The 22,698-nt window shown below is 56.4% G+C and carries 23 protein-coding genes and 1 pseudogene; 10 read left to right on the top strand and 14 right to left on the bottom strand.

Going from position 1 to position 22,698, the window contains the following annotated elements:
• Window positions 1-259: 259 nt before the first annotated feature.
• Complete coding sequence (locus APH28_RS04365; protein ID WP_011953106.1) at window positions 260-586, top strand: DUF2790 domain-containing protein; 327 nt, start codon at window positions 260-262, stop codon at window positions 584-586.
• 32 nt (window positions 587-618) lie between these two features.
• Here APH28_RS04365 and APH28_RS04360 read toward each other — a convergent pair whose 3' ends face one another.
• The 3 genes from APH28_RS04360 to APH28_RS27790 all read right to left on the bottom strand — a co-directional run bounded on the left by APH28_RS04360 (window position 619) and on the right by APH28_RS27790 (window position 2,425).
• Window positions 619-969 (bottom strand): DUF3147 family protein, encoded by a 351-nt coding sequence (locus APH28_RS04360; RefSeq protein ID WP_011953105.1) that lies wholly within the window; start codon window positions 967-969, stop codon window positions 619-621.
• Between the two features lie 157 nt (window positions 970-1,126).
• Window positions 1,127-2,032 (bottom strand): cation diffusion facilitator family transporter, encoded by a 906-nt coding sequence (locus tag APH28_RS04355; protein ID WP_010951438.1) that lies wholly within the window; start codon window positions 2,030-2,032, stop codon window positions 1,127-1,129.
• Between the two features lie 54 nt (window positions 2,033-2,086).
• A complete protein-coding gene (locus APH28_RS27790; RefSeq protein ID WP_071890582.1) occupies window positions 2,087-2,425 on the bottom strand; it encodes a zinc ribbon domain-containing protein in 339 nt (112 codons plus the stop codon).
• 490 nt (window positions 2,426-2,915) lie between these two features.
• Between APH28_RS27790 and APH28_RS04345 the strand changes: the two genes are divergently transcribed.
• Complete coding sequence (locus tag APH28_RS04345; protein ID WP_003298414.1) at window positions 2,916-4,613, top strand: phosphoethanolamine transferase; 1,698 nt, start codon at window positions 2,916-2,918, stop codon at window positions 4,611-4,613.
• Between the two features lie 122 nt (window positions 4,614-4,735).
• A complete protein-coding gene (locus APH28_RS29100) occupies window positions 4,736-4,864 on the top strand; it encodes a hypothetical protein (protein WP_003253468.1) in 129 nt (42 codons plus the stop codon).
• 143 nt (window positions 4,865-5,007) lie between these two features.
• On the opposite strand, the gene APH28_RS04340 is transcribed toward APH28_RS29100, so the two are convergent.
• The 7 genes and pseudogenes from APH28_RS04340 to APH28_RS29090 form a co-directional block, all read right to left on the bottom strand.
• Window positions 5,008-5,214, bottom strand: coding sequence for a hypothetical protein (locus APH28_RS04340; protein ID WP_011953104.1), 207 nt, complete (start codon window positions 5,212-5,214; stop codon window positions 5,008-5,010).
• A gap of 14 nt (window positions 5,215-5,228) precedes the next feature.
• Window positions 5,229-5,438: a hypothetical protein gene (locus APH28_RS04335; protein ID WP_015268418.1), complete on the bottom strand. Its 210-nt coding sequence runs from the start codon at window positions 5,436-5,438 to the stop codon at window positions 5,229-5,231.
• 220 nt (window positions 5,439-5,658) lie between these two features.
• Entirely contained in the window at window positions 5,659-6,582 is a 924-nt protein-coding gene (locus tag APH28_RS04330) for a hypothetical protein (RefSeq protein ID WP_011953102.1), read from the bottom strand.
• A 310-nt stretch (window positions 6,583-6,892) separates the two neighbouring features.
• Complete coding sequence (locus tag APH28_RS04325; RefSeq protein WP_156867445.1) at window positions 6,893-7,126, bottom strand: hypothetical protein; 234 nt, start codon at window positions 7,124-7,126, stop codon at window positions 6,893-6,895.
• Between the two features lie 417 nt (window positions 7,127-7,543).
• Window positions 7,544-7,798, bottom strand: a complete 255-nt coding sequence (locus tag APH28_RS29420; RefSeq protein ID WP_128337688.1) for an STAS-like domain-containing protein — start codon at window positions 7,796-7,798, stop codon at window positions 7,544-7,546.
• Between the two features lie 174 nt (window positions 7,799-7,972).
• Window positions 7,973-8,992 (bottom strand): ATP-binding protein, encoded by a 1,020-nt coding sequence (locus APH28_RS28980; protein ID WP_015268415.1) that lies wholly within the window; start codon window positions 8,990-8,992, stop codon window positions 7,973-7,975.
• Window positions 8,993-9,414: 422 nt separating this feature from the next.
• A pseudogene (locus tag APH28_RS29090) lies at window positions 9,415-9,750 on the bottom strand (helix-turn-helix transcriptional regulator); the annotation flags it as partial.
• A 47-nt stretch (window positions 9,751-9,797) separates the two neighbouring features.
• Between APH28_RS29090 and APH28_RS28815 the strand changes: the two are divergent.
• The 7 genes from APH28_RS28815 to APH28_RS04280 all read left to right on the top strand — a co-directional run bounded on the left by APH28_RS28815 (window position 9,798) and on the right by APH28_RS04280 (window position 15,893).
• Window positions 9,798-9,956, top strand: coding sequence for a hypothetical protein (locus APH28_RS28815; RefSeq protein ID WP_011953098.1), 159 nt, complete (start codon window positions 9,798-9,800; stop codon window positions 9,954-9,956).
• A gap of 43 nt (window positions 9,957-9,999) precedes the next feature.
• Window positions 10,000-12,516, top strand: coding sequence for a heavy metal translocating P-type ATPase (locus APH28_RS04305; RefSeq protein WP_012269848.1), 2,517 nt, complete (start codon window positions 10,000-10,002; stop codon window positions 12,514-12,516).
• A 337-nt stretch (window positions 12,517-12,853) separates the two neighbouring features.
• On the top strand, window positions 12,854-13,054 hold the full coding sequence (locus APH28_RS04300; RefSeq protein WP_004575963.1) for a heavy-metal-associated domain-containing protein: 201 nt from the start codon (window positions 12,854-12,856) through the stop codon (window positions 13,052-13,054).
• 265 nt (window positions 13,055-13,319) lie between these two features.
• Window positions 13,320-14,342 carry a cytochrome D1 domain-containing protein gene (locus tag APH28_RS04295; protein WP_011953096.1) on the top strand — a complete coding sequence of 341 codons (1,023 nt, stop codon included), beginning with the start codon at window positions 13,320-13,322 and terminating at the stop codon, window positions 14,340-14,342.
• Window positions 14,343-14,480: 138 nt separating this feature from the next.
• Complete coding sequence (locus APH28_RS04290; protein ID WP_011953095.1) at window positions 14,481-14,936, top strand: hypothetical protein; 456 nt, start codon at window positions 14,481-14,483, stop codon at window positions 14,934-14,936.
• 25 nt (window positions 14,937-14,961) lie between these two features.
• Complete coding sequence (locus tag APH28_RS27780) at window positions 14,962-15,237, top strand: DUF2933 domain-containing protein (protein WP_011953094.1); 276 nt, start codon at window positions 14,962-14,964, stop codon at window positions 15,235-15,237.
• The gene (locus APH28_RS04280; RefSeq protein ID WP_011953093.1) at window positions 15,234-15,893 is read left to right on the top strand and encodes an isoprenylcysteine carboxylmethyltransferase family protein; all 660 of its coding nucleotides are present in this window, start codon (window positions 15,234-15,236) and stop codon (window positions 15,891-15,893) included. Before APH28_RS27780 ends, APH28_RS04280 begins: the two co-directional genes overlap by 4 nt.
• 414 nt (window positions 15,894-16,307) lie before the next feature.
• On the opposite strand, the gene APH28_RS04275 is transcribed toward APH28_RS04280, so the two are convergent.
• Genes APH28_RS04275 through APH28_RS04260 form a run of 4 tightly spaced genes read right to left on the bottom strand, consistent with a single transcriptional unit; the run spans window position 16,308 to window position 22,523 of the window.
• Window positions 16,308-16,655 (bottom strand): copper-binding protein, encoded by a 348-nt coding sequence (locus APH28_RS04275; protein WP_011953092.1) that lies wholly within the window; start codon window positions 16,653-16,655, stop codon window positions 16,308-16,310.
• Window positions 16,652-19,810 (bottom strand): efflux RND transporter permease subunit, encoded by a 3,159-nt coding sequence (locus APH28_RS04270; RefSeq protein WP_011953091.1) that lies wholly within the window; start codon window positions 19,808-19,810, stop codon window positions 16,652-16,654. The genes APH28_RS04275 and APH28_RS04270 overlap by 4 nt, the downstream gene beginning before the upstream one ends.
• Entirely contained in the window at window positions 19,807-21,273 is a 1,467-nt protein-coding gene (locus tag APH28_RS04265; protein WP_011953090.1) for an efflux RND transporter periplasmic adaptor subunit, read from the bottom strand. The genes APH28_RS04270 and APH28_RS04265 overlap by 4 nt, the downstream gene beginning before the upstream one ends.
• Window positions 21,270-22,523, bottom strand: coding sequence for a TolC family protein (locus tag APH28_RS04260; protein ID WP_011953089.1), 1,254 nt, complete (start codon window positions 22,521-22,523; stop codon window positions 21,270-21,272). The genes APH28_RS04265 and APH28_RS04260 overlap by 4 nt, the downstream gene beginning before the upstream one ends.
• Between the last annotated feature and the right edge of the window lie 175 nt (window positions 22,524-22,698).

The raw sequence follows: 22,698 nt of genomic DNA, 5'->3' as shown, positions 1-22,698 counted from the left end.
TATTCTCTCGAATAATTATCTTACAATCTATTACATGTCCAAATTGTAATTGCCCGATCATCTTGGTGTTAGCCTCCTTTGCTAGTTTAAGGGCAGCGGAAGAGGCATCGCTGCTTTGGAAATTGTCTCATTTCAAAGCAGCTTGGCAAGAGCACCGAGCAGTTGTTCGCGCCAGTGCATTCACCTGTAAACCATACGCTCCTTTGGTAGGTGAATTTTAGCGCCCCCCTACGGGCGCTTTTTTATTAAGGGACTTCTTATGAACACTACTGTATCAGCGATCGCCGTGTTTTTGCTCTTTACATCACTAACAGCCAATGCCCAAAGCGGTATGGAGATCAATAAACGCATCGAGCGTACTGCTAGAGAGGCTACAGCGGATTATGCTCAACGCGTAAAAAAGCCCATGCCTCAACTAGAAGACTACGCCTATGGCATGGACCTGGACGTTGGTAAGTTGGTGTATGTATCACCCAGTGTGCGGTACTGCGGTAATGTAAGAAGCATGATGACCTACGAAGACTCGAAAGGCGAACTGCACATGGTTCGCTACCTGGTGAAGGGCGAGTGTGTTAATAGCCGTTAAGACTCATCAAGATGATCCCTGCGGCCACCGGATCATAGAAGCTCAATGCCGAACCGGCGCAGCAGTATGGCGAAGCCTCCGAAGCTGGCCATTGTGATGAGGATGCTGCTGATCAGTGTCGGCCAAAAGCCGAGCTTAGGTAGCAGCAATGGAAAAGCAATAAACATCGGTAGGGTCGGAAGCACGTACCAGAACGTGTACCAAGCATGGTTGGAGATCTTCTCCATGCTCTGGTTCTCTAAATAGAGCCAGACCAACGTCACGACCGTGACCAAGGGTAGGGCGGCGACCAAGCCGCCCAGCTTGTCGCTGCGTTTCGCCAGCTCTGACACGAGAATCACTATACCGGCAGTGAGTAGGTACTTCGTGATGATCCAGGCCATCGCTGAGCCTTCTGGAGGTTGTTGACGAGGGCAGGCGAAGCCATTCACCAACCCCCTTGAAGCGCTCCTGCCGTTTACGGCATCCCTCACCGCATTTTTTTTGCAACATCACCCTCAGCCAGGAGGGTGATGTGTTTGCATGGTGTTTACCGATCGGTCAGTGCGAGGGTGAGGGAACGCTCTCGTGGAAAGCTGCCCGCTCGATCTGGATGGTGCAGTGATGGATTTCGAATGCATCGCTGACAGCATCCACGACGGCCGCCAACACAGCATCCCCATCTGCAGAATCCCGAACCACTACGTGCGACGTCATCACGTTACTGCCACTGCTGACAGCCCACACGTGCAAGTCATGAACGTCCGTCACGCCATCTACTCCGAGGATGGTGGCCTCGATTGCCGTAACGTCGAGCCCCCTCGGGACACCCTCCATGAGGATCCCCAGGCTTTCGCGAAGCAACTGCCACGTCCGCGGCAGAACCCAAAGGCCGATCGCCACAGCGACAATCGTGTCGACCCAGGTCCAGCCGGTGAAGCGGATGATAAGTGCCGCGATGATTACGCCAAGCGAGCCGAGCATGTCGCTCCAAACTTCGAGGTAGGCTCCTTTGACGTTGAGGCTTTCGTTGCTCGCAGATGCCAGAAGGCGCATCGAAATTAGGTTGATGATCAGGCCGGCGATTGCGATCCACATCATCGCTCCGGTAGCGATCTCCGCCGGCATGAAGAAGCGCTGGTAGGCCTCATACAAGATGTACATCGCCACCAGGAAGAGCAGCACGGCGTTGAACGTCGAAGCCAGAATTTCCAGGCGCGCATAGCCGAAGGTTCTTTTCTGATCCGCCGGCCGCTTGGCTATCTGAAGTGCAATCAGTGAGATCGCCAAGGCGGCAGTATCTGTGAACATGTGAGATGCGTCCGACAGCAGCGCCAGGCTGCCGGTAATCCACGCACCGATCACTTCTGCAATCATGAAGCTGCCAGTCAAGCCGAGCGCCATGATTAGCTTCTTCTGATGCCCCTCGCGTACTGCAGCGCTGCCATGGTCATGATTTGAACCCACGTATTTCTCCTTGCGCAGGGTTGTGGTCTCGTTGGCCTTCCTGTCTACCTAGCCTTAGAGCGTCGCTTGGCCACAGTGACTGCAAAATCTTGCTCCTGCACTCAGCAGCGAGCCGCAGGCGGTGCAACCACTCGATAGCGGTGTTCCGCAGTTTAGACAAAAGCGTGCTGACGGATCGTTGGCCGTCCGGCACTGCCTGCAGCCCTGCAGATCTTTGATGGGGGCAGGAGTGGGAGGGCGCCCGCCGTCATACACCTGATTACCGCCGTCGCAGCCCTGCTGCCGGCCATGGCGATCATATTGCTCGGCCCCATGTCCCCCGCTGTGGTGCTTGCCTCCACCGTGGTTTCCACGGCCATGGTGCCCGCCCAGGATGTTTTTGAAAAAGCTCATGGTATTCGCCCCTCATTGATGGGTGACATATTAACGAGCAAAAGTTGAAAATAATATTCTGCTCGCGAGAAAGACTTGTAAGTTGAATTGAAAGTTCAAAATTAGCCTACGACAAAACGAAACCGTTTTGTTTGTGAAATTAAATTTATCTAGCTGAGCGGAGCATTGCTTTTGGTGGGTAGTATCCCCCTAATTTTGATCATAGCGTGATCAATGACAATCAAAACAGCAGTAATTGGATTTCTGTCAGCATTGTAATCCCGAGGTCATCGTGTCGTTATCAGGTCCCGGAAATAATGCGCTCAGCGAGATTCATTTCTCTTTTTATCCCTATGCCTCACACATACTAAGCGTCCCCAACGCCTAGGGGCCTAAGGCCTCTGACGCTCCGCACATTGCGCAATCGCTCAGCATCTGTCGACGGTTTGCCTTGTAGCTCCCGCTAACTCCATAGCTACCGCCATGGATAAGCAGCTTCCAGAGTTTGATAATGACACCTTCCAAATCCATTGTTCACACCCTGTTAAGCAAATGGATCTTTGCTATTCGCAATGCGCGGCAGAAAGGCATCAGTACTAATTTGCTAATCGGCCTGGTGACTTTTTGGTTACTGCTATTCGCGAACGCTGAGCTCTGGAACGTGCTCTGGAAGCTGGTATTCAAAACCGATGAAGTGAACTGGCAGCTAGCGGCTAGCCTCCCAGTCATAGTATTCGCATGGGTGTTTACCGTTCTGAGCTTGCTGTCATGGGGGCGGCTGGCCAAACCCATACTGTGCCTGGTACTGATCAGCGCGTCTTTTGCGAGTTACTTCATGAATGCCTACGGCATCGTGATCGATTACACAATGTTCACCAACGTTGTGGAGACCGACGTCGCTGAGGCAACCGAGCTGCTGAATTGGAAGCTCGGTCTTTGGGTCGCAATGGTTGGGGTGTTGCCCGTCTACCTGATTGCCCGGGTTCCCCTCCGGCGCAAGCCTTGGGCCAAAGCTTTGGTCAGCAGGTTCATTGCTCTGTCGCTCGCTCTGTTGACCTTATCTGGCATCGCGTTGAGTCAGTACCAGTCGTATGCCTCCTTGCTGCGCAACAATCGGGAGATCCGGCTGATTCTGGTACCTACCAACTTGTTTGCGGCTGGCCATGGGTACCTGAAGCGTCAGCTGGCCTCACCTAAAACGCTGACGGCCATTGGTACTGATGCGGTAGTTAATCGACAGGGTGCGGCTCGTAAACCCAGGCTGCTGGTACTGGCAGTAGGAGAGACCGCTCGCTCCGCCAACTTCTCCCTCAACGGCTACTCCCGTGAAACGAATCCGGAACTAGAAAAGCGAAATGTCATTAGCTTCACGAACGTGAGCTCCTGCGGTACCGCTACCGCGGTCTCGCTGCCATGCATGTTCCTGGACGTGGGTAAGGCCCAGTACAAAGATGGCTTGGCCAAGAGCCGAGAAGGGCTGCTCGACGTGCTTCAACGCGCTGGCATCAGTGTCATGTGGACTGACAACAACTCGGGGTGCAAAGGGGTCTGCGACAGGGTTCCCAACCACAAGGCTGCCTCTCACGCGGATTCCCAACTGTGCACCAGCGAGGAGTGTAAGGACGGGGTGCTGCTCACGGAGATGCAAGACTTCATCAAGCGCCAGGAAGGCGATGCTGTCCTGGTGCTCCACTACAAAGGCAGTCACGGCCCGGCCTACTACAAGCGCTACCCCTCGCAATTCAAGAAATTCGCACCGGTGTGCGAGACCAACGAGCTCGACAAATGTAAGCAGGAGGAGGTGGTCAATGCCTACGACAACTCAATCCTCTACACCGATTATGTGACTGCAAATCTCATCGATATCCTGGCGGCCAACACCAAGTTCGACACTGCGCTGATGTACGTTTCGGACCACGGCGAATCGCTGGGGGAGGGTGGGCTCTATCTACACGGGCTGCCTTACGCGATGGCTCCTGACGAGCAAACAAAGGTGCCGTTGGTACTTTGGATGTCTGACTCGCTCGCGAAGAGCGAAAAGGTCAACGTGGGTTGTTTGAAAGCTCAAACCACGTCACCGCTGAGCCACGACAACCTGTTCCACACCGTGCTCGGCATGATGAACGTCCAGACGTCTTCGTATCGCTCAGCGCTGGATTTCACTGCCCCTTGTAAGCCCTTTGTCGGAGGCTCTTATTCTGGCCTCTGAATGTTCGATGTGGACCGGATCATCGGCCAGGCGGTTCTGCACCAGCCTGCTTTGACAGCTGAGAGAAGCTGGACTAATTACATAGCTGCATTCAACAACCCAAGCGGAAAAGGAAGTTTTGCATGAGCATCAAGCCAGGCCCAAAGCGCACCAATGAAGATGGCACTCCGGACAAAAGGCAGCGAGTCACCCCTGAAAAGCAGAAGGACCATCCGGACCTGAAACCCCACAAGCACAAAAAGGGGGAGTAAGAAAAAAGCAGCTCTCGGGAGCTGCTTTTTTTTTGGGGCTGTGTGCAAACCCTCCCGACCGTCTCGCTGATCAATCGGACCGCGTCGTGAGTCTTCCGCTTGGCTTGATGGATTCTGAAGCTACCTCCGGATCGGTTATCCCTTCAGTGCGGACGACGAGACTGATATCCCAGAGCGTTGAGCTGATACTCGCTGACAGCCCGAAATTGTGATTCTGCGATTTGACGCAGGCGCTCAACCTCTTCGGCAGATGAGCCAGAAGCCTGCGCCTCGTGGTATTGCTTCATCGCATCCACTGCGTCGGTATACATGGGGTGGTCGGGGAGAAGAGCTGGTATCTTTTTCGTCATGTAGCGGCAGGTCCTCACTGGATAGTCGACGGTGGTTTACCTGCTTTGAGGAGCTGAAAATCAATGACCGCCTGATAGAGCGAATCTGCCAATAGGTGAAGACGCTGTACCTCAAGGTCTGGCAATCCAGCAGCCTCCGCTTCGTGGGCCTGTCGGATAGCTTCAAGCGCTTGCCTCATCAGTGGCTCACCAGCCTCGACCATTCCAATGAATGTGCGCTTCACAACATTTTGCTCCACTCAGCTGAAGATGAATTATAGGACACCGCGGCGTGGCAAGGCCCCGAGCAGCACAGGTGTTCGACGTCCGGCTGAACGAACCAATGAGGAGCGCGCTGGCCTGGGGAGTGGCCAGGGCGCGTGTCATAGCTACGTTGTAAACCACTTTTTTCACTGTAAACCACTGTGGTTTACAGTGAAAAAAAGTGGTTTACAGCAGGCCTCCTCAGGCCTGAGTCAGCTCCAGCAGATCGCCCAGTTCCTCCCGGGCCATCTTCACTCTATCCATTCTGCGATAAGGATGATCAACCGGCATCCGGATAAGAGATTCGAACCAAGCCGAATCGAATTTGATGACTTCCTTGTGAATGTGCTCAAGCTCACCTCCGCGAGGCTGTGACACTACAAACTCCATGCTTTCAACCAAGCCAGACGCTTCACTGTCTTTGACGATTCGATGGCGGATGAAACTCATTTTGAGATCAAAATATGCCGCCTTCGAACCAGGCACCTTCTTCGATTCCAGCCGACCAGTGCTGCTGATTTCCGCCCCCGGCACCTCAGCGGCAATAGCTTTCACCAGCTCAGCATTTCCACTGACCTTCTGGCCAAACAGGCGGGTGGCGTCCGACATGTAAGCAAAGATCCATGGCACATTGCGAAGCGTCGCGCCGGTATAGAGGTAGCCACGCTCTCCCTTGTAACGCTGCAGCATGCCTCTCAACGCGTTCTCGGAAAGGACCAGTTGGGTCTCTTTCTCCAGGATGTAAACCACGCGATCGAACTGTTCGATCAATAGCTTGAGAATCTTCCGCGGGACGCCGTCAAACCTGGTTTTTCGTTCTGTTTTCTTATGCTGGCGAGGCTTGAAGTACGGGCAATCGTTACGGGCCTCACTATCAAATGGAGCGATGCCGCGAATGCTCTTAGTAGCATGTTTCCCGAATGGGTTCTTCACGTTAGGCGGTAGCTCATACAGCCCAACCAGCTGGACAGGGTTGTCGCATGCCGGGCATACAGCAAACTGAGCTAGCTTGCCCGCACTTCCAGGCTGGTACCACGGATCTCTGCGGAAGGTCTCGGCCTCGAAACCTTCCTTGTCGATGATCTTGCTTTCTGTGTCTTCGATGCGGAGCTTATAGACATCCATCTTTGCTGAAACCGTATCAATAGAGGGTTTCTGGATGGTAACGAGCGAGGATAGGCAGCAGTAGGCCTAACTGACCCTTTTGGTGGTCACCCACTGGTTTGAGGCCAGCCCAAAGCATGCCTGATCGACCTGGGCGGGCCCTAGAAACAACTAACCCCCTGATGCGCAGTACAGGTCTGGGACCTGCCCGAGGCGTGGGGGCTATTCTTGGAGCGACAGTGACACCGGCTCCGGAGAAAATCAATTGGTTTGTAGAGCAGCCGGTCAGCTAAGGTCAAACCCAGATCCTAAAGGGGAGGCCGATAGCAGCTCAGTCAGCATCATCGGCACCTTCTTCATCTTCATCGGTATCCCCAACACTGAGCCAGTCGTGAAGGTTGTACCGCACGAAGTCTTCCGCATCGAGCATGGTAAAGTCTTGTAGCACCGTGACGTCTGCTCCACCGAAGTACAGCCCATCGTTGAGATTTCTGGCCACCCCGAGCACTTCATTCAGCTGGTCGTGCAGCTCATTTGCGCGCCTGGCGTGCTCTCGTTTGGTCAAAAACCGGAACACCACCTCGTAGGGCTCAGGGGTGGTATTACCCGCTTTGCTTCAAGCCGCAGGAGTTGCAGGTCCGTTGCAGCTTGATGGTTTTACTTAAGGAGCCAAGCCAGCTCTCCAATCCGCAGATGCTGTGCACATTTTTTTGCACATATCTCACGCCACGATACCCCAGTAGATTCAGGCTTTTCGCAGCCTTTGCATAGGTGAGTCGCGATGGATTTCTACACATCTCAATGAGGAAACCTAAGCTCCGTTTTCCACGTATTCCTCCGCTACAGAACGCTTTTCTGCGGTGTGTCCCCTGACATTCGCTTTTCAGGGCGAGCTATGGGGGCCACTCAAGACGGCTATCTTTTGCCTGGCACCAATGAAAAGGCCCTCAATATTGAGGGCCTTAAATTCAATGCGGATCCGTCACGCGGGCATTTTTTGCAGCTGTCGAACTCGATCATGGACCACAAATTTAATGATTCCTTTGACATCGTTGGTGCAGTTTTCAAAGGCAAGGCGCGATACCACCTGGCGACCCTCCTTCAGAATCAGCGCCCCGATCAACTCGTCGACGAAGGACTGAGTGACATCGTTCCCAGCGAAATCTATGACAACGCTCTCACCACTGCTGAGCGAGCGTTCGATTTCGGTACGGTAGGGGATCGCTGAAGCTCGCATTCCGTACGTTCGGATAGAACTATCCCTACTTAATCGAATTTGAGTTTGCATGTCGTAACCCCTTGTATTGCATAATCCTTTTTTGCAGCCCGAGAGTTTCAGTTGACGCTGAATCTCCCATTTACCGCTCCTTGCATGATCGACTCTAGCCCTCGAGCTATCAAAAAGCCAGAGCTAGCGGAAATTCAGATCTAGGTCGAGATCGTCGTCAACCTGTCCTGCATCGTCCTTCGGCAGCAAGTCACTGATCGAAATGGTGGGCAGCAGCTCACGGGTACAGCTAAACGCGATCGATACACCATTCCACAGCGCATCATGCAGCTCCTGAGACTGCCGACGCTTTGTGTCATGTATGCCATTGCCGCTCACGATGATCAAACCACCGCCCGCCGCGTCTGCAATTTTTGCGGTAGTTGTTAACCCGATACCTTGGTTCTCGCTACCCAGGATCTGGGCCATCGCACCCCGGTTGCAGCTCACTCGCGGTTTGAGTGCCGCCTCGATCGCGTGCAAATGCGTGCGGTCATGAAGCTCAGGGTGATTCCTCAGTGTCGCGAGAAACCCACACCCATTATCGACGATGGCCATGCGTACAAGGTTCAATTTTGGATAAAACTGACAGGTCAGCCAAACGGCGGCGTCACCACGTCCCTCTCTGCGGGCGTGAGTAAGCGAGTTTTCCAATAGCTCCTTGAGCGAATACTCCAGAGGGCCCCGGTAGGAGTCAAACTCATTCCGTCCCGTGTGCTCGTCGACTGGGGCATCCGGGTCCGATTGAGTCAACCTTCCCGTAATAGCTCTAGCGAGGCGAGAGGCTGCAGCCTCTGCTTGATGGTGTTCGCTGATTTTGGTGATTTCCACCAACGAGGTGCTTCGGTCGTTTCGACGTCCTACCCCCGATAGATCTACACCCTCTACATCAATGTCCTTGAAAAAATCCATCCTGGCCAGGTAGGAGGTCAGGTCTCTGCTCAAAAACTGCATCGAAACTCGCTTCTGGACCAACTGGTTTTCAAACAACGCTCGCAGCGTGGCCATCCCTAACGGATCGATATACGAGAGGTTGCTAGCGTCTAAAACGATGTCACCAGGGCAGTTAATGATTTCTGCGCACACAGAAAACAGGTCATGGGGCGATCTTGAGCCAAGCCCCCAAGGAAGAACGATCGCGTTTTCAATATCGATGGCCTGCATGCAATTCCCTGGCAACGGAGCTAACCCTTTCGGATAGATATAGGGCTCGATAGTAGCCCATTGCCTGCCGGGTAAGCACTCACCTATTTTTTGACGAGTAGTGCCGGCATAGAATTGGCGCGCGGCAGTAGCGGCCTGTGGATGGTGGATCGCGCTCGCCTTGGGCTCAACACGCACGAAGAAAACACGGCCAACGCCCTGCCACGGGTCAGCCATTCAAGCAAAGATGGCCAGATCAAAGCCTTGTGCGAGAGCACTGGAGCAGGTTTGTGAGTCCGCCGAGCAGTTTCATCTCCGACGTCTGCTGTGGCAAAGGCAAAGCTGGAAGGGGAACAGCGAAGAGTGACCCGATCAGCGCTGTACCGCACCGCATGTATCAGGTCTGGGGCTTGAGCTGTTAGATCGCATAAGGCTACCTTGGCCGGCAACTGGAGAACGAACTGCTCCTCGTCTTCCAATGCGTTGGCGTGGAAGTAACTGAGGAAGTACTCGCTTTGACGGAACTGGTCAGAAGCGATCTCCTCCAGGCGTTACAGCCCACTGGGCAGGCCTTCCTGACAGGCCTGGTAGAAGGGGTCGAGCAAGTATAGGCCGTCCAGGCAGGAAAGCATGGACGGCGTTCCCCACCGGGAGCCGGCGTCGTACTCCTCCAGCGGCTTGGGCACTCCCTCGCCGGGGTACAAGGCAGCCAGCGCATTGTCGAAGGGCAACCACTGGTGCAGCAGCAGGATCAGCAACCTCCAGAAATGATCTATGCCATGACGCTACACCACAACAATAATCGACACGCTTACAGGAGCATTGATTGGCGTCACAGCTGTTCAAGGAGATGTTGTCTAGGCTGGACAATACGGCAGCGGCCGATATTTCCCACCCAGCTTGGGAGTTGATCATGATGGAGCCCATCGCCGTGGTACAGATCTGGCAATACCTTTTTGGCGGACTAAAGGCGGTATTGCACTGATCATGCTGGCCATATTTGGCCTGTTTTATGTGGCTCGTGCACTATGGCCACCTGTCACAGGCACTACAGTTATTTAATTTTGTTGCTCTGTCCGCTGACGCAACTCTTCGGGCACAACCATGGCGGGTATTCTCACCAGAAGGGTGAAAACTCGTCCAAACCGGACAACAAAGGGAACTACTTCATGCACACCGAATCGTGCCAGCATGACCATGACCATGACCACTCGCACCCGTATGAGCAACCGGATGGTAGTCAGCGCGATTTGGTATGCGGTATGACGGTGCCACCGGATAGTCGCTACTTCGAGCTATACGAGGGAAGGACATACCGCTTCTGCAGTGAAAAGTGCCTGACGAAATTCCGCGCAGCGCCTGTGCATTATCTTAGCCCTCCCCAGGACCAAGAACACGCGGGCCATCTCCACTCGGCTGCCCCGCAGCCAAGCAACGCGGCGGACGCCGAATACACTTGCCCGATGCATCCCCAAATCCGCCAGCGTGGGCCGGGCAGTTGCCCAATCTGTGGCATGGCCCTAGAGCCGGTAATACCGGAGCTTGAGGAAGACGAGAACCCGGAACTCAAGGACTTCTCCCGCCGCTTCTGGTGGACCTTGCCCCTGACGGTCATCGTGACCGTGTTGGCCATGACTGCCCACCAACTCCAATTGCTGCATGGTGCCACACAGAATTGGGTGGAGTTGATTCTGGCCACTCCCGTGACACTATGGGCTGGCTGGCCGTTTTTCGTGCGTGGGGTCGCATCGATTCGTAATCGCAGCCCGAATATGTGGACCCTGATAGGTTTGGGAACGGCTGCGGCGTACCTATACAGCGTTGCGGCCACAGTGTTCCCGCAGGTTTTCCCGACGACTTTCATGCAGGATGGCCGCATCGGTGTCTACTTCGAAGCGGCTGCAGTCATCATCTCATTAACGTTGCTCGGCCAAATGCTCGAGCTCAAGGCGCGCTCACAAACCTCCGCCGCCATCAAGTCGCTCCTGGGTCTTGCCCCCAAGACGGCCCGTCGCATCGGGGCCGATGGTCAGGAGGAAGATATTCCGCTCACCCACGTGCATACGGGCGACCACCTGCGCGTTCGCCCTGGCGAGAAGGTGCCGGTCGACGGGGTGGTCCTGGAAGGCGAAAGTGCTATCGATGAATCCATGCTGACAGGCGAGCCCGTGCCAGTGATGAAGAAAGCTGGGGATGCACTCATCGGTGCCACGCTGAATACCCACGGCAGCCTTGTGATGGCGGCGCAGAAGGTCGGCGCCGAGACAGTGCTCTCGCAAATCGTGCAGATGGTCGCGCGGGCTCAGCGCTCGAAAGCCCCGATGCAGCGGATGGCGGACACCGTGGCCGGCTATTTCGTCATGGGGGTGATTCTGGTCGCGCTGGTCACGCTCTTCGGCTGGGGGCTTTTCGGACCGGAGCCTGGCTGGGTCTTCGGCCTGATCAATGCGGTCGCGGTCCTGATCATTGCCTGCCCCTGCGCGCTCGGCCTAGCCACTCCCATGTCGATCATGGTCGCTACCGGGAAGGCTGCCAGCAGTGGCGTGCTCTTCCGAGACGCCAGTGCTATCGAGAACCTCTGCAAGATCGACACGCTGATCGTCGACAAGACCGGGACCCTCACCGAGGGCCGGCCAGTGTTTCATAGCGTGGTCGGTACCGGGCAGTTCATGCCACCCGAAGTCTTGCGCCTTGCCGCCAGCCTGGACCAAGGCAGCGAGCATCCGCTGGCACATGCGATTGTCGATCATGCGCGAGCGCATGGACACAGCTTGTCCAAGCCAGAGGCGTTTGAGTCGGGCTCTGGGATCGGTGTACGTGGCCAGGTGAACGGCAAACGGCTGCAGCTTGGCAACACGACCTTGATGGAAGAGGCTGGCCTCGACACCAGTCCGTTGCGAGACCGCGCCGAGCAGCTGCGTCTGGAAGGCATGAGTATCATGTACTTGGCCGTCGATGGCGTGCTCGCTGGCCTGCTAGCGGTGTCCGATCCGGTCAAACCCACCTCCAAGGAGGCGGTAACCCGGCTACAGGCAGAAGATGTGAAGGTCATCATGGCCACCGGCGACGGCCTGACTACGGCACGTGCGGTCGCGAAACAACTCGGCATCGAGGAAGTCCACGGAGAAGTGAAACCCGAGGACAAGGAGCAACTGGTGGCGCTCCTGCAGGGCGATAAGCGCCGGGTTGCCATGGCAGGAGATGGGATCAACGATGCCCCTGCGCTGGCCCGGGCTGATGTCGGGATCGCCATGGGAACTGGCACCGATGTTGCCATGAACAGCTCCCAGTTGACGCTGGTCAAGGGCGACCTGATGGGCATCCTGCGGGCCAGAACACTATCCGTGGCCACGGTGAAGAACATGCGTCAAAACTTGGGCTTCGCATTCTTCTACAACGCTATGGGCATACCGCTGGCGGCAGGTTTGTTCTACCCGCTTACCGGCCATCTATTGTCACCGATGATTGCGGCATTGGCCATGAGCGTAAGTTCGGCTTCCGTGGTATTCAACGCACTGCGGCTGAAGCGCGTAGTCACAGACTGAAATGGGCACACCGCAACCTATGAGAGGAAGTTCCGCCATCAGCGTTTCAACGCCTGATCCATATGACTGACTGTCTAGGGCTTTGGCCTTAGCGGGTATGTCCGCGAGTTCGGCGCCAATCTGGTCCTGATGGAGGACATCGGGCAACTGCGACGTCCGCCATCTTCTGCCAAGATCGTAAGGGACAATTGTGATGCAGCAGGGGCCGCCGCCAGAGGAGTTGGACAAGATTTCAGGGCGAAGATAAATCCTTTGACCGGGCCTTGACCTTGTCATCGTGTCAAGGTTGAAGCTGTAAATGCGGCGAGAAAAGCCGTACCAGCATGAGAGGCCCGCTATGTTCGTTTTGGAAGTTTCCGGTATGGGATGTGGCAGTTGTGTCAACAAGATCACCAAGGCCATCCAGGCTGCCGATGGCGACGCGAAGGTGATCGTTGATCGTGCTGCCGGTACAGTGAGTGTCCAAAGCAACATCGAGGCGGAACGCGTCGGTGCACTGGTCCAGGCGCTTGGTTACCCAACCAAAGTCAGTCGCTAAGTCTCGTTACCGCTCAGATGGCAAGCCGCCGTGCCATGTTTCATGGCGCGGTTTCTTCATATACAGCCTGATGTCGACTGACTCCGGGTCGGGATAGCCAGCAATACTCCCCAAGAAATGGACGGCCTTCGATCACCCAGTGCCGAGTCAAGCTGTGGACGTTGACGCTGATCAAGAAAATGCTTCGCGATTGGTGTTTATCTTGAGTAAATGTATAGGCCAGCCTGGCTCACATACCCCGGCCCCTCGTTGGAGCTCATTCACAATGATGACTGCCAAGCGGTTTAGTTCTATGGCCTTGGGGATATCCCTGCTCATCCCTCTGGGGCTGGTCATGGCAAACCCTACGGGTAACGTCTACACGGCCAATGAACGGTCCGCTTCCATTAGCCAGGTAAATCTTGCGACAGGTGATGTGAGCACGGTCGCCTTGCCGATCGCACCCCACAACCTACAGGTTTCGCCCGACGGCAGCTTGCTTCTGGTTGTTGGAGTGGCTGGACATGCGGGGCATTCGAGCGGTGAAAAGCCCGGTGGGCAGTTGCTGGTGTTCAGTACCAGCGCGCTGGACAGGCCACCGTTCAGCTTCCCGGCAGGCGATCACCCGGCTCATGTGGTCACCGACGTCACCGGGCTGCGAGCTTTTGTGACCGATTCCGCTGCCAACCAGGTGCGAGTATTTGACCTTGAGCAGCGAATCGAGTTGCCCGGTATTCCAACTGGGCGTTATCCCCATGGGCTGCGCTTGAGCCCTGATGGCCGGACACTCTATATCGCGAACATGAAGAGCGACAGCGTATCGCTTATCGATGTCGTCACACTCAAAGAAACCGCGCAGATTCCCGTGGGCAAAGGCCCTGTCCAGGTCGGCTTTGCCCCTGACGGTCGCCTGGCATTCGTCTCGCTCAGTGCGACAAATCAGCTTGGCATCATCGACACGGCCAGACGCAAGGTGATCAGCAAGGTTGATGTCGGCCGCACGCCAATCCAGATGATGGCCACCGTTGACGGTCGCCAGGTCTATGTCGCGAATCAGGGCAGTGGCCAGAATCCGGACGACCGAGTCTCCATCGTAGATCTCCAGACGCGTAGCAGCCTGGGCACCGTGACCACCGGCAAGGGTGCCCATGGTGTGGCCATCAGCAGCGACGGCGCTTATGTGTTTGTCAGCAATATTGAAGCGGGCACCGTATCTGTCATCGATACGAGCAGCCGAAAGGTCGTTGCTACCCATAAGGTTGGCGCCGGGCCAAACGGGATCAGCTTCGAGCCGCCGAGTGCCCAATAATAGCCCGTCGGTGTACAACCCGAGCACGACGCGAAAAATGAGCATTCACGCCGGCGCAGTAATTTGCTTGTCGTGCCAGGTGAGGCCTAGCGCCCAGACCAAGGCATCCGGCTTTAAAACAGTGCTAAGGAGATGATGATGAACAACGTTCGAAATTTACTGATCGGACTTTGTTTGGCCGCAGCGTCCGTGGGCGCCATGGCGCAAAACACCGATGAACACTCGACACATCACCCGGCCGATGCGCCAAGCGCGGCGGCTACCGAGAAGACGCCTTCTCAGCCAATGGACAAAGGGCAAATGGCGGCGATGGACCAGCAAATGAAGGCCATGCAAGCCATGCACGAAAAGATGGCTGCAGCCAAAACGCCGGAAGCCCGTCAGGCGTTGATGGCCGAGCATATGGCGCTGATGAAAAATGGCATGGCCATGATGAAGTCCATGGAGGGTGGCATGCCTGAAATGGGGGGCATGCATGGCGGCATGGGCGGGGATATGGCCGCCCGCCACCAGATGATGGAAAAGCGCATGGACATGATGGAGTCGATGATGCAGATGATGATGGACCGCATGCCATCTGCTGCATCGAAGTAACCCATCTCCTTTCCCAGGAGTCGCTATGAACCCTCACTTCGATGAAAACGGCTCACCACACAGTTTCTGGCGTTCACGCTATGCAATCGGCCTGGTGGTAATCGGTGGGATCGCCGTCTACTTCCTGCTCACCGAGCACCTTGCCCATGTCGTTGGAGCCCTGCCTTATCTGTTGTTGCTCGCCTGTCCGCTGATGCATGTCTTCATGCATCGAGGACATGGGGGACACCATCACCAGGGCCAGAGCAAACCGGCCCCCTCCGATAAGGCTGATATCCATAAGCCGGGAGATCCATCATGAATCATGGTGAAAGCGCGTATGGCCTCTGGTCGCTGGTTTTCATCAACTCCGCGATCTTCATCATGTTTGCCTTCAGTTTCTTCAAGCCGGCAACGGCGAGAGACTGGAGGAGCTTCGGTGCATTCTCGGCCTTCATCGTTGCCCTGTTTGTGGAAATGTATGGCTTCCCCCTGACGATCTATCTGTTGTCAGGCTGGTTGCAGGCCAGGTTCCCCAACCTCGATCTGCTTTCCCACGAATCCGGCCATCTGTGGTCGACGTTGCTCGGTGACCAGGGCAACCCACACTTCAGTGTTTTGCACATTGCCAGTTACCTATTCCTGGGTTTCGGCTTCTATTTGCTTTCTGCCGCCTGGAACGTGCTATATCACGCGCAACGCCGCCGTTCACTTGCAACGGTCGGGCCCTATGGCTGGATCAGACATCCGCAGTACGTGGCATTTGTGCTGATTCTTCTGGGCTTTCTCCTTCAGTGGCCGACGCTGCTGACGCTGGCAATGTTCCCGGTGTTGCTGGTGATGTACGGGCGTTTGGCGGTTTCCGAAGAGCGGGAAATGCACAAGCAGTTTGGCGCTGCCTACGAAGCTTATACCCGCGTTACGCCTAGGTTCGTTCCGCACCTGCGCGAAAGGTTGGGTGGGGGTCATAGAGGCTGAAGCGTAGGACGAAGGAGCTACATGCCAGGAGGGTTTCAGCGGCAGTGTTTCTAGCGGGAATAGGGTATCCAAAGTCTGTTTGCTCGGATAACACTCTGAGTTGTCGCGGGTTTTCTTGTCGACAAGCTCGGTGGAATCCTTGTTGGCGTTCGGATAACTCAGGCAGTTGGATGACTTTGCGATGCCCTGTCCGCTTTCGACCCATATAGATCGTGATGCACGAAGATCTCTGCTCAAACGTCAGCTACTACTCTGATCTGAATGCATCCCGGCTACAGAGCGCAAAGACCAACTAGCGTCCCGAGGCACAGAGCTGAAGGCGGCGCGGTCAGGAATTGCGGCAGCACTTTTTCCAAAGTTTGGCTAAATGACCCTGCCTATCAGCTCTAATAGGCAGGGTTAGAAGTCAATCCGTCACTGCTTGCGAATGCCTACGATCGTCGCTGTGCCCCCATTCATTCGGAAATCGAAGCTGACCTTGTCGCCTACCTTGAGTCCCTTGAGTTGCTGCTCGGTAGCGCTGAAGCCCATGGTCATTGCCGGCCATTTCAGGGCTGATACTGGTCCATGCGCCAAGGTAACTTTACCTGGTTCCAAAGCTTTGATGGTTCCCTCAGCCGATGCAGTCGGAGCCGCCTGGCTGCCTTGGGTCTCGTTGCCTTCCATGGGCATATTCTTCATATCCGTGCCATACATGTCTTGGGCCTGCACCGCCGCCGCAACGGCGAACACCAGGCCAGCGCTGATCAGTAGCTTCTTCATCGGGTTACTCCTGTTTGGGGGTTATCGTGTACAGCGAGTCCGCGGCGCCTGACGAGCCAGTAAGCCGCAGGGATTACAAATAGTGAGAGCAAAGGCGCGGTGAGCATGCCGCCGACCATGGGTACAGCGATCCGGCTCATGACTTCGCTGCCGGTACCGCTACTCCAGAGGATTGGCATCAAGCCTGCGACGATCACTGCTACGGTCATGGCTTTGGGGCGGATGCGCTGCACGGCCCCTTCGCGGATAGCATCCAGAAGCGCAGGTTGCCCCTGCGTACCGTTGCCGTTTCGTTCAGTCCAGGCATTGTTGAGGTAGATCAGCATGATGACTCCAAACTCTGCTGCGACCCCAGCCAAGGCGATAAAACCGACACCCGTGGCCACCGACAGGTTGTAGCCCATCATGTACAGCAGCCATACGCCGCCGGTTAGCGCAAATGGCAAGGTAGCCATGATCAGCAGCGCTTCACCGAGGCGGCCAAACGTGAGGTAGAGAAGGACGAAAATAATGGCCAGCGTCGCCGGTACTACCCATGCTAAGCGCGCATTGGCGCGCTCCAGGTATTCGAACTGCCCGGAATAGCTCAAGCTTATGCCAGGATCGAGCTTCACCTGCTGATCGACTAGCCGGCGCAGGTCGGCAACGACGGAGGACAGGTCCCGTCTCCGCACGTCGATATACACCCAGCCCGAGGGGCGCGCGTTTTCACTCTTGAGCATGGGTGGACCGTCCGCAATACGCACCCGTGCCACGGTTCCCAGTGTGATTCGCCCCCCTTGGCTGGTGTAAATCGGTAGCTGCCGCAGGGCATCAACAGAGTCACGCCACTCCCGTGGGTACCGAACACTGATGGGATATCGCGCCAGGCCTTCTACGGTTTCGCCGATGTTTTCGCCCCCAACGGCGCCGGCAACAATCGCTTGGACATCAGCAATGTTCAGGCCGTAACGCGCTGCGAATTGGCGGTCGATATCCAGATCGATGTAGCGTCCACCGGTTAATCGCTCGGCGAGGGCGGAAGTCACCCCTGGAACCGTTTTGGCCACCTTCTCGATAGCCAGAGTCACCCGGTCGATCTCATTCAAATTGCTGCCGGCAACCTTTACGCCGATCGGGCTTTTGATACCGGTTGCGAGCATGTCGATACGGTTTCGAATCGGTGGGATCCAGATATTGGTTAGCCCAGGTACCTGCACGGTACGGTCCAGCTCTTCGATCAGCTTCTCAGTGGTCATCCCTGCTCGCCACTGATCCTTCGGTTTAAGTCGGACAGTCGTCTCGAACATCTCCAGCGGGGCCGGGTCGGTCGCTGATTCAGCCCGGCCCGCTTTACCGAAGACACTGGCGACCTCCGGTACCGTTCGGATCAGCCGGTCCGTACGTTGCAAAAGCTCAGAGGCTTTCTGCGCCGAAAGACCTGGCAGGGCAGTCGGCATGTACAGCAAATCGCCTTCATCCAGTGGCGGCAAGAATTCGCCGCCGAGCTGGCTCAGGGGCCAGACACTGCTGAGCAAAATCAACAGTGCACCCGCCAACGTGAGCTTTGGCCGGCGTAGAACGATCTCCAATGCTGGGCGATAGAGCCGTATCAGGGTTCGATTGAGTGGGTTGCGCTCTTCTGCCGGTAAACGACCCCGAATCCAGTACCCCATCAGCACGGGTACCAGGGTAACCGAAAGGCCCGCTGCTGCTGCCATTGCATAAGTCTTGGTGAATGCGAGGGGCGCAAACAGCCTTCCCTCCTGAGCCTGCAAGGTGAATACCGGTATGAAGGACAGCGTAATGATCATGAGGCTGAAGAACAGCGCAGGCCCGACCTCGACTGCTGCCTCAGTCATCACTTTCCAATGATCTTCGCCACGCAACGACTTTCCAGGGTGCCACGTATGCCAAGCCTCAACCCGTTTGTGCGCGTTCTCAATCATCACCACAGCGGCGTCCACCATCGCACCGATTGCAATGGCTATGCCCCCAAGCGACATGATGTTGGCGTTGATGCCCTGGTGGCGCATGACGATCAGGGCAATGAGGACACCAACCGGAAGCGAGACGATGGCGACCAACGATGAGCGCAGATGCCAAAGAAATGCAGCGCACACCAGTGCGACCACGATGAACTCTTCAATCAGCTTCTGGCTCAGATTTTCCACAGCACGATCGATCAACTGGCTACGGTCGTAGGTAGTGACCAGCTCGACCCCGGCAGGCAGGCTTTTTTCCAGCGATTCAAGCTTGGATTTGACGTGAGCGATGGCATCTTTCGCATTCTTGCCACTGCGCAGAATTACTACGCCGCCCACCGCTTCGCCCTGTCCATCAAGCTCGCCGATGCCGCGACGTGCCTCAGGGCCCAGCTGTACAGTGGCTACATCGCCCAGTGTTACGGGTATACCCTTCGCAGCCAGGCGCAGGGGAATGGCTCGGAAATCATCGAGTGACTTCAGATAGCCGGAAGCCCTTACCATGAACTCAGCTTCGCCTTGTTCGAGCACGCCGCCACCGGTTTCCTGATTGGCCTTGGCGATGGCGTCCGAAACCTCAACTTGAGTGATTCCCAAGCTGGCCATGCGCAGCGGATCGAGCACTACCTGGTACTGCTTGACCATCCCGCCTATCGTCGCCACTTCGGCAACGTCCGGAAGAGTTTTCAACTCGAAGCGCAGGAACCAGTCCTGAAGGCTGCGCAGCTGTGCCAGGTCATGGGTACCACTGCGGTCCACCAGCGCATACTGGTAGATCCAGCCTACACCAGTGGCATCGGGTCCGAGCACTGGCTTAGCGGACGCCGGTAATCGAGACTGAACCTGGCTTAGGTATTCGAGCACCCTGGACCGCGCCCAATAGAGATCTGTGCCGTCCTCAAACAACACATATACGAAGCTGTCTCCAAATGCTGAAAAGCCCCGCACTGTCTTGGCTCCGGGTACGGAAAGCATTGTGGTGGTCAGGGGATATGTCACCTGATTTTCCACGATCTGCGGTGCCTGCCCTGGGTAGGAGGTGCGGATAATCACCTGCACATCTGACAGGTCAGGCAACGCGTCGATCGGCAAACTGCGCAGAGAGAAAACGCCCCAAGCTACGGCAAACAGTGTTGCCAGCAGGACCAGGACGCGGTTGCCAACCGACCAACGAATCAGGTTCGCGATCATGGCTGGTTCTCCTGCTGGGTTATTTGCTCGATGACCATGCCTTCATCGCGCTCGCGCACTCCAAACCGGATGCGTTCGCCAACCTTGAGTCCGGCAATCAAGCGGGGATCTGCCACAGGGAAAGTCATCGTCATACCAGGCATGCCCAGCGTCACGAACGGTCCATGAGCGATGGTCAGCTGATTACCTTCTATTTGAACGATGCGCCCATTGGCCTGATGTAGAGCCGGCTGTACAGGTTGCGCAAGTGGAGCATCGCCAGCAGTAACGGCCTCGATACCTTTCAAGCTCGCTTCGGAGTCCAGCAGAAACTGCCCGGACGCCACAACGCGCTGGCCCGCCTGAAGGCCTCGCAGCACGACCACCTGGCCAGCACTTTCCTGGCCGAGCACTACTTCCACCGGCCGGAATCGACCTCCGTCTTCTGACACCATTACGAGATCGCGTTTCCCCGTCCGAATGATCGCCTCGGCTGGCACCAGTAGGCTGTCATCCTGTTGCCCGGACGGATGGAGGGAAACCTGCGCGGTCATGCCTGGGCGCAACCGGCCGCCGGGGTTGGGCAGTTCTATACGAAGCCGCAAGGTGCGGCTTTGCAGATCCGCATCAGCCAGCAATGCGGTCAGCTTGCCGGGAACAGGTTCGCCTGGGAACGCTGCCAGATTCGCCTGCACTGCCTGTCCTTCCTGTAGGCCTTGGGCTTGCGCTTCAGGTACTGCGGCCTCAAGCCAGACGTTCGCGATACCATTGATCTTCGCCAACGTTGCACCCGGTGTCATTGTCATGCCTGGCCGCAATTCCAGAGCCTGAAGGACGCCTGCTGTTGGGGCCAAGAGCGTTACCGAATTCTGGACCCTTCCCGTACGGTCAATCCGGTTGATAAGATCGGCAGGCATACCCGCCAGCAGTAGTCGTTGCCGAGCTGCAGCGCGCAATTCATTGTCCCCAGATCGCTGAAGCGCCAGGTACTCTTCCTGCAAGCCCGCCCATTCAGGCGTCAACACATCTGCCAATGGGGCGCCCTTGGCAACCACGTCGCCTGTAGCGCGGCCATAGGTGCGTTCGACGTAGCCACCGGTACGAGCCTGCAGAACGCTAAAATCCCGCTCATCGAAGGTAAGCACGCCGCTCACCTGGAGGGTTCGAGCAAGCTGCCCTTTCGCTACGGTAGCCAGACGGACCCCCAGGTTTTGTTGGAGCCCCTGTGAAACTTGAACTGCGGGGCTCACCTCAGCAGCGGTGCTTTCCTGGTACTTCGGCACCAGTGGCATGTCCATGAAGGGCGACTTGCCCGGTGCTGGAAAGTGCTGCTGGGGGTACATCGGGTCATACCAATACAGCACCTTCTGTAGCGTTTCAGGGGAGGCAGTGGACACCTGCCCACGCTTTGCTAGCTGATAGCCAACGCCACCGCCGATAGCCAACGCGGCCAATACCACAAGGCTGATAGTTGAATTTCTCATGCGCGCACCTCTCCATACGCGAAGTGCAGCCGTGCAGCTGTCGCGGCCAACTGTCCTTGCAGATCGATGTCTTGCAGTCGTGTTTCAACCCGCTGACGTCGAGCGGTGAGAACCTCACTTAAGGGTGATTTACCGGCTCGATAGTCAGCAAGGGCGAGGCGGACTCGATCCTCCGCTAGCGGTAACAATGTTTCACGGCTGCGCTGCACTGCTCGCTGCAATCGCTGGTAATCCGCAAGATCTGTCTCCAGCTGCGCTTTATGCTCACGCAATGCCGCTTCCTGTTCGTCCTCCAGTTGCCGGACTTGTGCGCGACGTGCCGCGATCATCGGGTCCTGCCGTGAGCCAGCGAACAAGGGCAGTTGGAAACTTACCTGCAGGCTCACCATATTGCTGAATTCAGGCCCGCGCCGCTGGTAATCCACCTGCCACCCCCAGTCCGACTTCTTTTCTGCCAAGGCTTGGTGCACTTGAGCTTGTGCTTCCCGCGTAAGGGCGTTGTAGGTCGCCAATTCTGGATGTGCATGTATAGCGTGTAGATAGTCCGGCGCGCTCACTGGCCAGCGCGGAAATGCTTGAGCTTGCGGATCAGCATCCTCTCCAATCCATCGCTTGAGTGCAGCCCGTGCCTGAGCGGCCTGTGTGAGCAGAACATCTTTTTGCTCATCGAGTTGCGCAGCTTCCTGGTCAGGAGCAAGTGCGTCGGCCGTCGCGCCGGTACCGCCGGCCAGGCGTGCGCGGATTGCTGCGGCCAACAGACGGTTTTCTTTGTAGAAGTCCTCAAACTGCTGCAGTTTCCGTTGAACGGTGTACGCCGCGACCCAAGCTTGGGCTGTGGCAGCACGCACTTTTAAGCGCTCGAACACCGCCTCTGCATCGGCTCGCTCAACGCTCGCTCGTGCCGTCTCAACTCGTGCCTCCCGCTTGTCCCGGTTTGGTACTTCCTGGGAGAGGCCGACAACCTGCATCGTCATGAAATCGCGGTTCATGCTCCAACGATCACTGCCGTCAACAGGAAGGTTCTGCACTCCTAGGTTGAGACGTGGATCAGGCAGCTCGCCTGCTGGGATCACAGCGTGTCGAGCGGCCGTCATTTGCTCTTGCCTGGCCTGGAGGATGGGGGCATTGCGTTCGGCAAGTTGAAGCGCTTCCTCCAGAGACAACGGTGTAGCCTGAGCCGGTAACGTCGACAACAGGCTGATCAGAGCGGCCAGACATGCCATCCCTAATCGGTAACGTGGGGGAGTCATGGAAATGATTCCTCAAAAAATCAGCGCGCAAGCGCATGCCATCATCCGGCTGCAAAACAGGACGATGGGGTGAATTTAAGAGGTAATCAGGCGCGGGGTGGCCGCCAAGGGTCAGGAGGCGCCCTGTTTACGAGGCTCACCGCATAGGTATCTACTGGCCTAGGCGCAGAATAGG

The organism is Pseudomonas sp. NBRC 111124 (assembly GCF_001320245.1).
In the GTDB taxonomy this organism is placed as follows: domain Bacteria; phylum Pseudomonadota; class Gammaproteobacteria; order Pseudomonadales; family Pseudomonadaceae; genus Aquipseudomonas.
This window is presented reverse-complemented; position numbering and strand designations above follow the sequence as displayed.

What these genes read in the sequence shown, in the direction of transcription:
- APH28_RS04365 (WP_011953106.1), top strand. Translation starts at nt 260, where the DNA reads ATGAACACTACTGTATCAGCGATCGCCGTGTTTTTGCTCTTTACATCA.
- APH28_RS04360 (WP_011953105.1), bottom strand. Translation starts at nt 969, where the DNA reads ATGGCCTGGATCATCACGAAGTACCTACTCACTGCCGGTATAGTGATT.
- APH28_RS27790 (WP_071890582.1), bottom strand. Translation starts at nt 2,425, where the DNA reads ATGAGCTTTTTCAAAAACATCCTGGGCGGGCACCATGGCCGTGGAAAC.
- APH28_RS04345 (WP_003298414.1), top strand. Translation starts at nt 2,916, where the DNA reads ATGACACCTTCCAAATCCATTGTTCACACCCTGTTAAGCAAATGGATC.
- APH28_RS29100 (WP_003253468.1), top strand. Translation starts at nt 4,736, where the DNA reads ATGAGCATCAAGCCAGGCCCAAAGCGCACCAATGAAGATGGCACTCCG.
- APH28_RS04340 (WP_011953104.1), bottom strand. Translation starts at nt 5,214, where the DNA reads ATGACGAAAAAGATACCAGCTCTTCTCCCCGACCACCCCATGTATACC.
- APH28_RS04330 (WP_011953102.1), bottom strand. Translation starts at nt 6,582, where the DNA reads ATGGATGTCTATAAGCTCCGCATCGAAGACACAGAAAGCAAGATCATC.
- APH28_RS29420 (WP_128337688.1), bottom strand. Translation starts at nt 7,798, where the DNA reads ATGCGAGCTTCAGCGATCCCCTACCGTACCGAAATCGAACGCTCGCTC.
- APH28_RS28980 (WP_015268415.1), bottom strand. Translation starts at nt 8,992, where the DNA reads ATGCAGGCCATCGATATTGAAAACGCGATCGTTCTTCCTTGGGGGCTT.
- APH28_RS04305 (WP_012269848.1), top strand. Translation starts at nt 10,000, where the DNA reads ATGGCCACCTGTCACAGGCACTACAGTTATTTAATTTTGTTGCTCTGT.
- APH28_RS04300 (WP_004575963.1), top strand. Translation starts at nt 12,854, where the DNA reads ATGTTCGTTTTGGAAGTTTCCGGTATGGGATGTGGCAGTTGTGTCAAC.
- APH28_RS04295 (WP_011953096.1), top strand. Translation starts at nt 13,320, where the DNA reads ATGATGACTGCCAAGCGGTTTAGTTCTATGGCCTTGGGGATATCCCTG.
- APH28_RS04290 (WP_011953095.1), top strand. Translation starts at nt 14,481, where the DNA reads ATGAACAACGTTCGAAATTTACTGATCGGACTTTGTTTGGCCGCAGCG.
- APH28_RS27780 (WP_011953094.1), top strand. Translation starts at nt 14,962, where the DNA reads ATGAACCCTCACTTCGATGAAAACGGCTCACCACACAGTTTCTGGCGT.
- APH28_RS04280 (WP_011953093.1), top strand. Translation starts at nt 15,234, where the DNA reads ATGAATCATGGTGAAAGCGCGTATGGCCTCTGGTCGCTGGTTTTCATC.
- APH28_RS04275 (WP_011953092.1), bottom strand. Translation starts at nt 16,655, where the DNA reads ATGAAGAAGCTACTGATCAGCGCTGGCCTGGTGTTCGCCGTTGCGGCG.
- APH28_RS04270 (WP_011953091.1), bottom strand. Translation starts at nt 19,810, where the DNA reads ATGATCGCGAACCTGATTCGTTGGTCGGTTGGCAACCGCGTCCTGGTC.
- APH28_RS04265 (WP_011953090.1), bottom strand. Translation starts at nt 21,273, where the DNA reads ATGAGAAATTCAACTATCAGCCTTGTGGTATTGGCCGCGTTGGCTATC.
- APH28_RS04260 (WP_011953089.1), bottom strand. Translation starts at nt 22,523, where the DNA reads ATGACTCCCCCACGTTACCGATTAGGGATGGCATGTCTGGCCGCTCTG.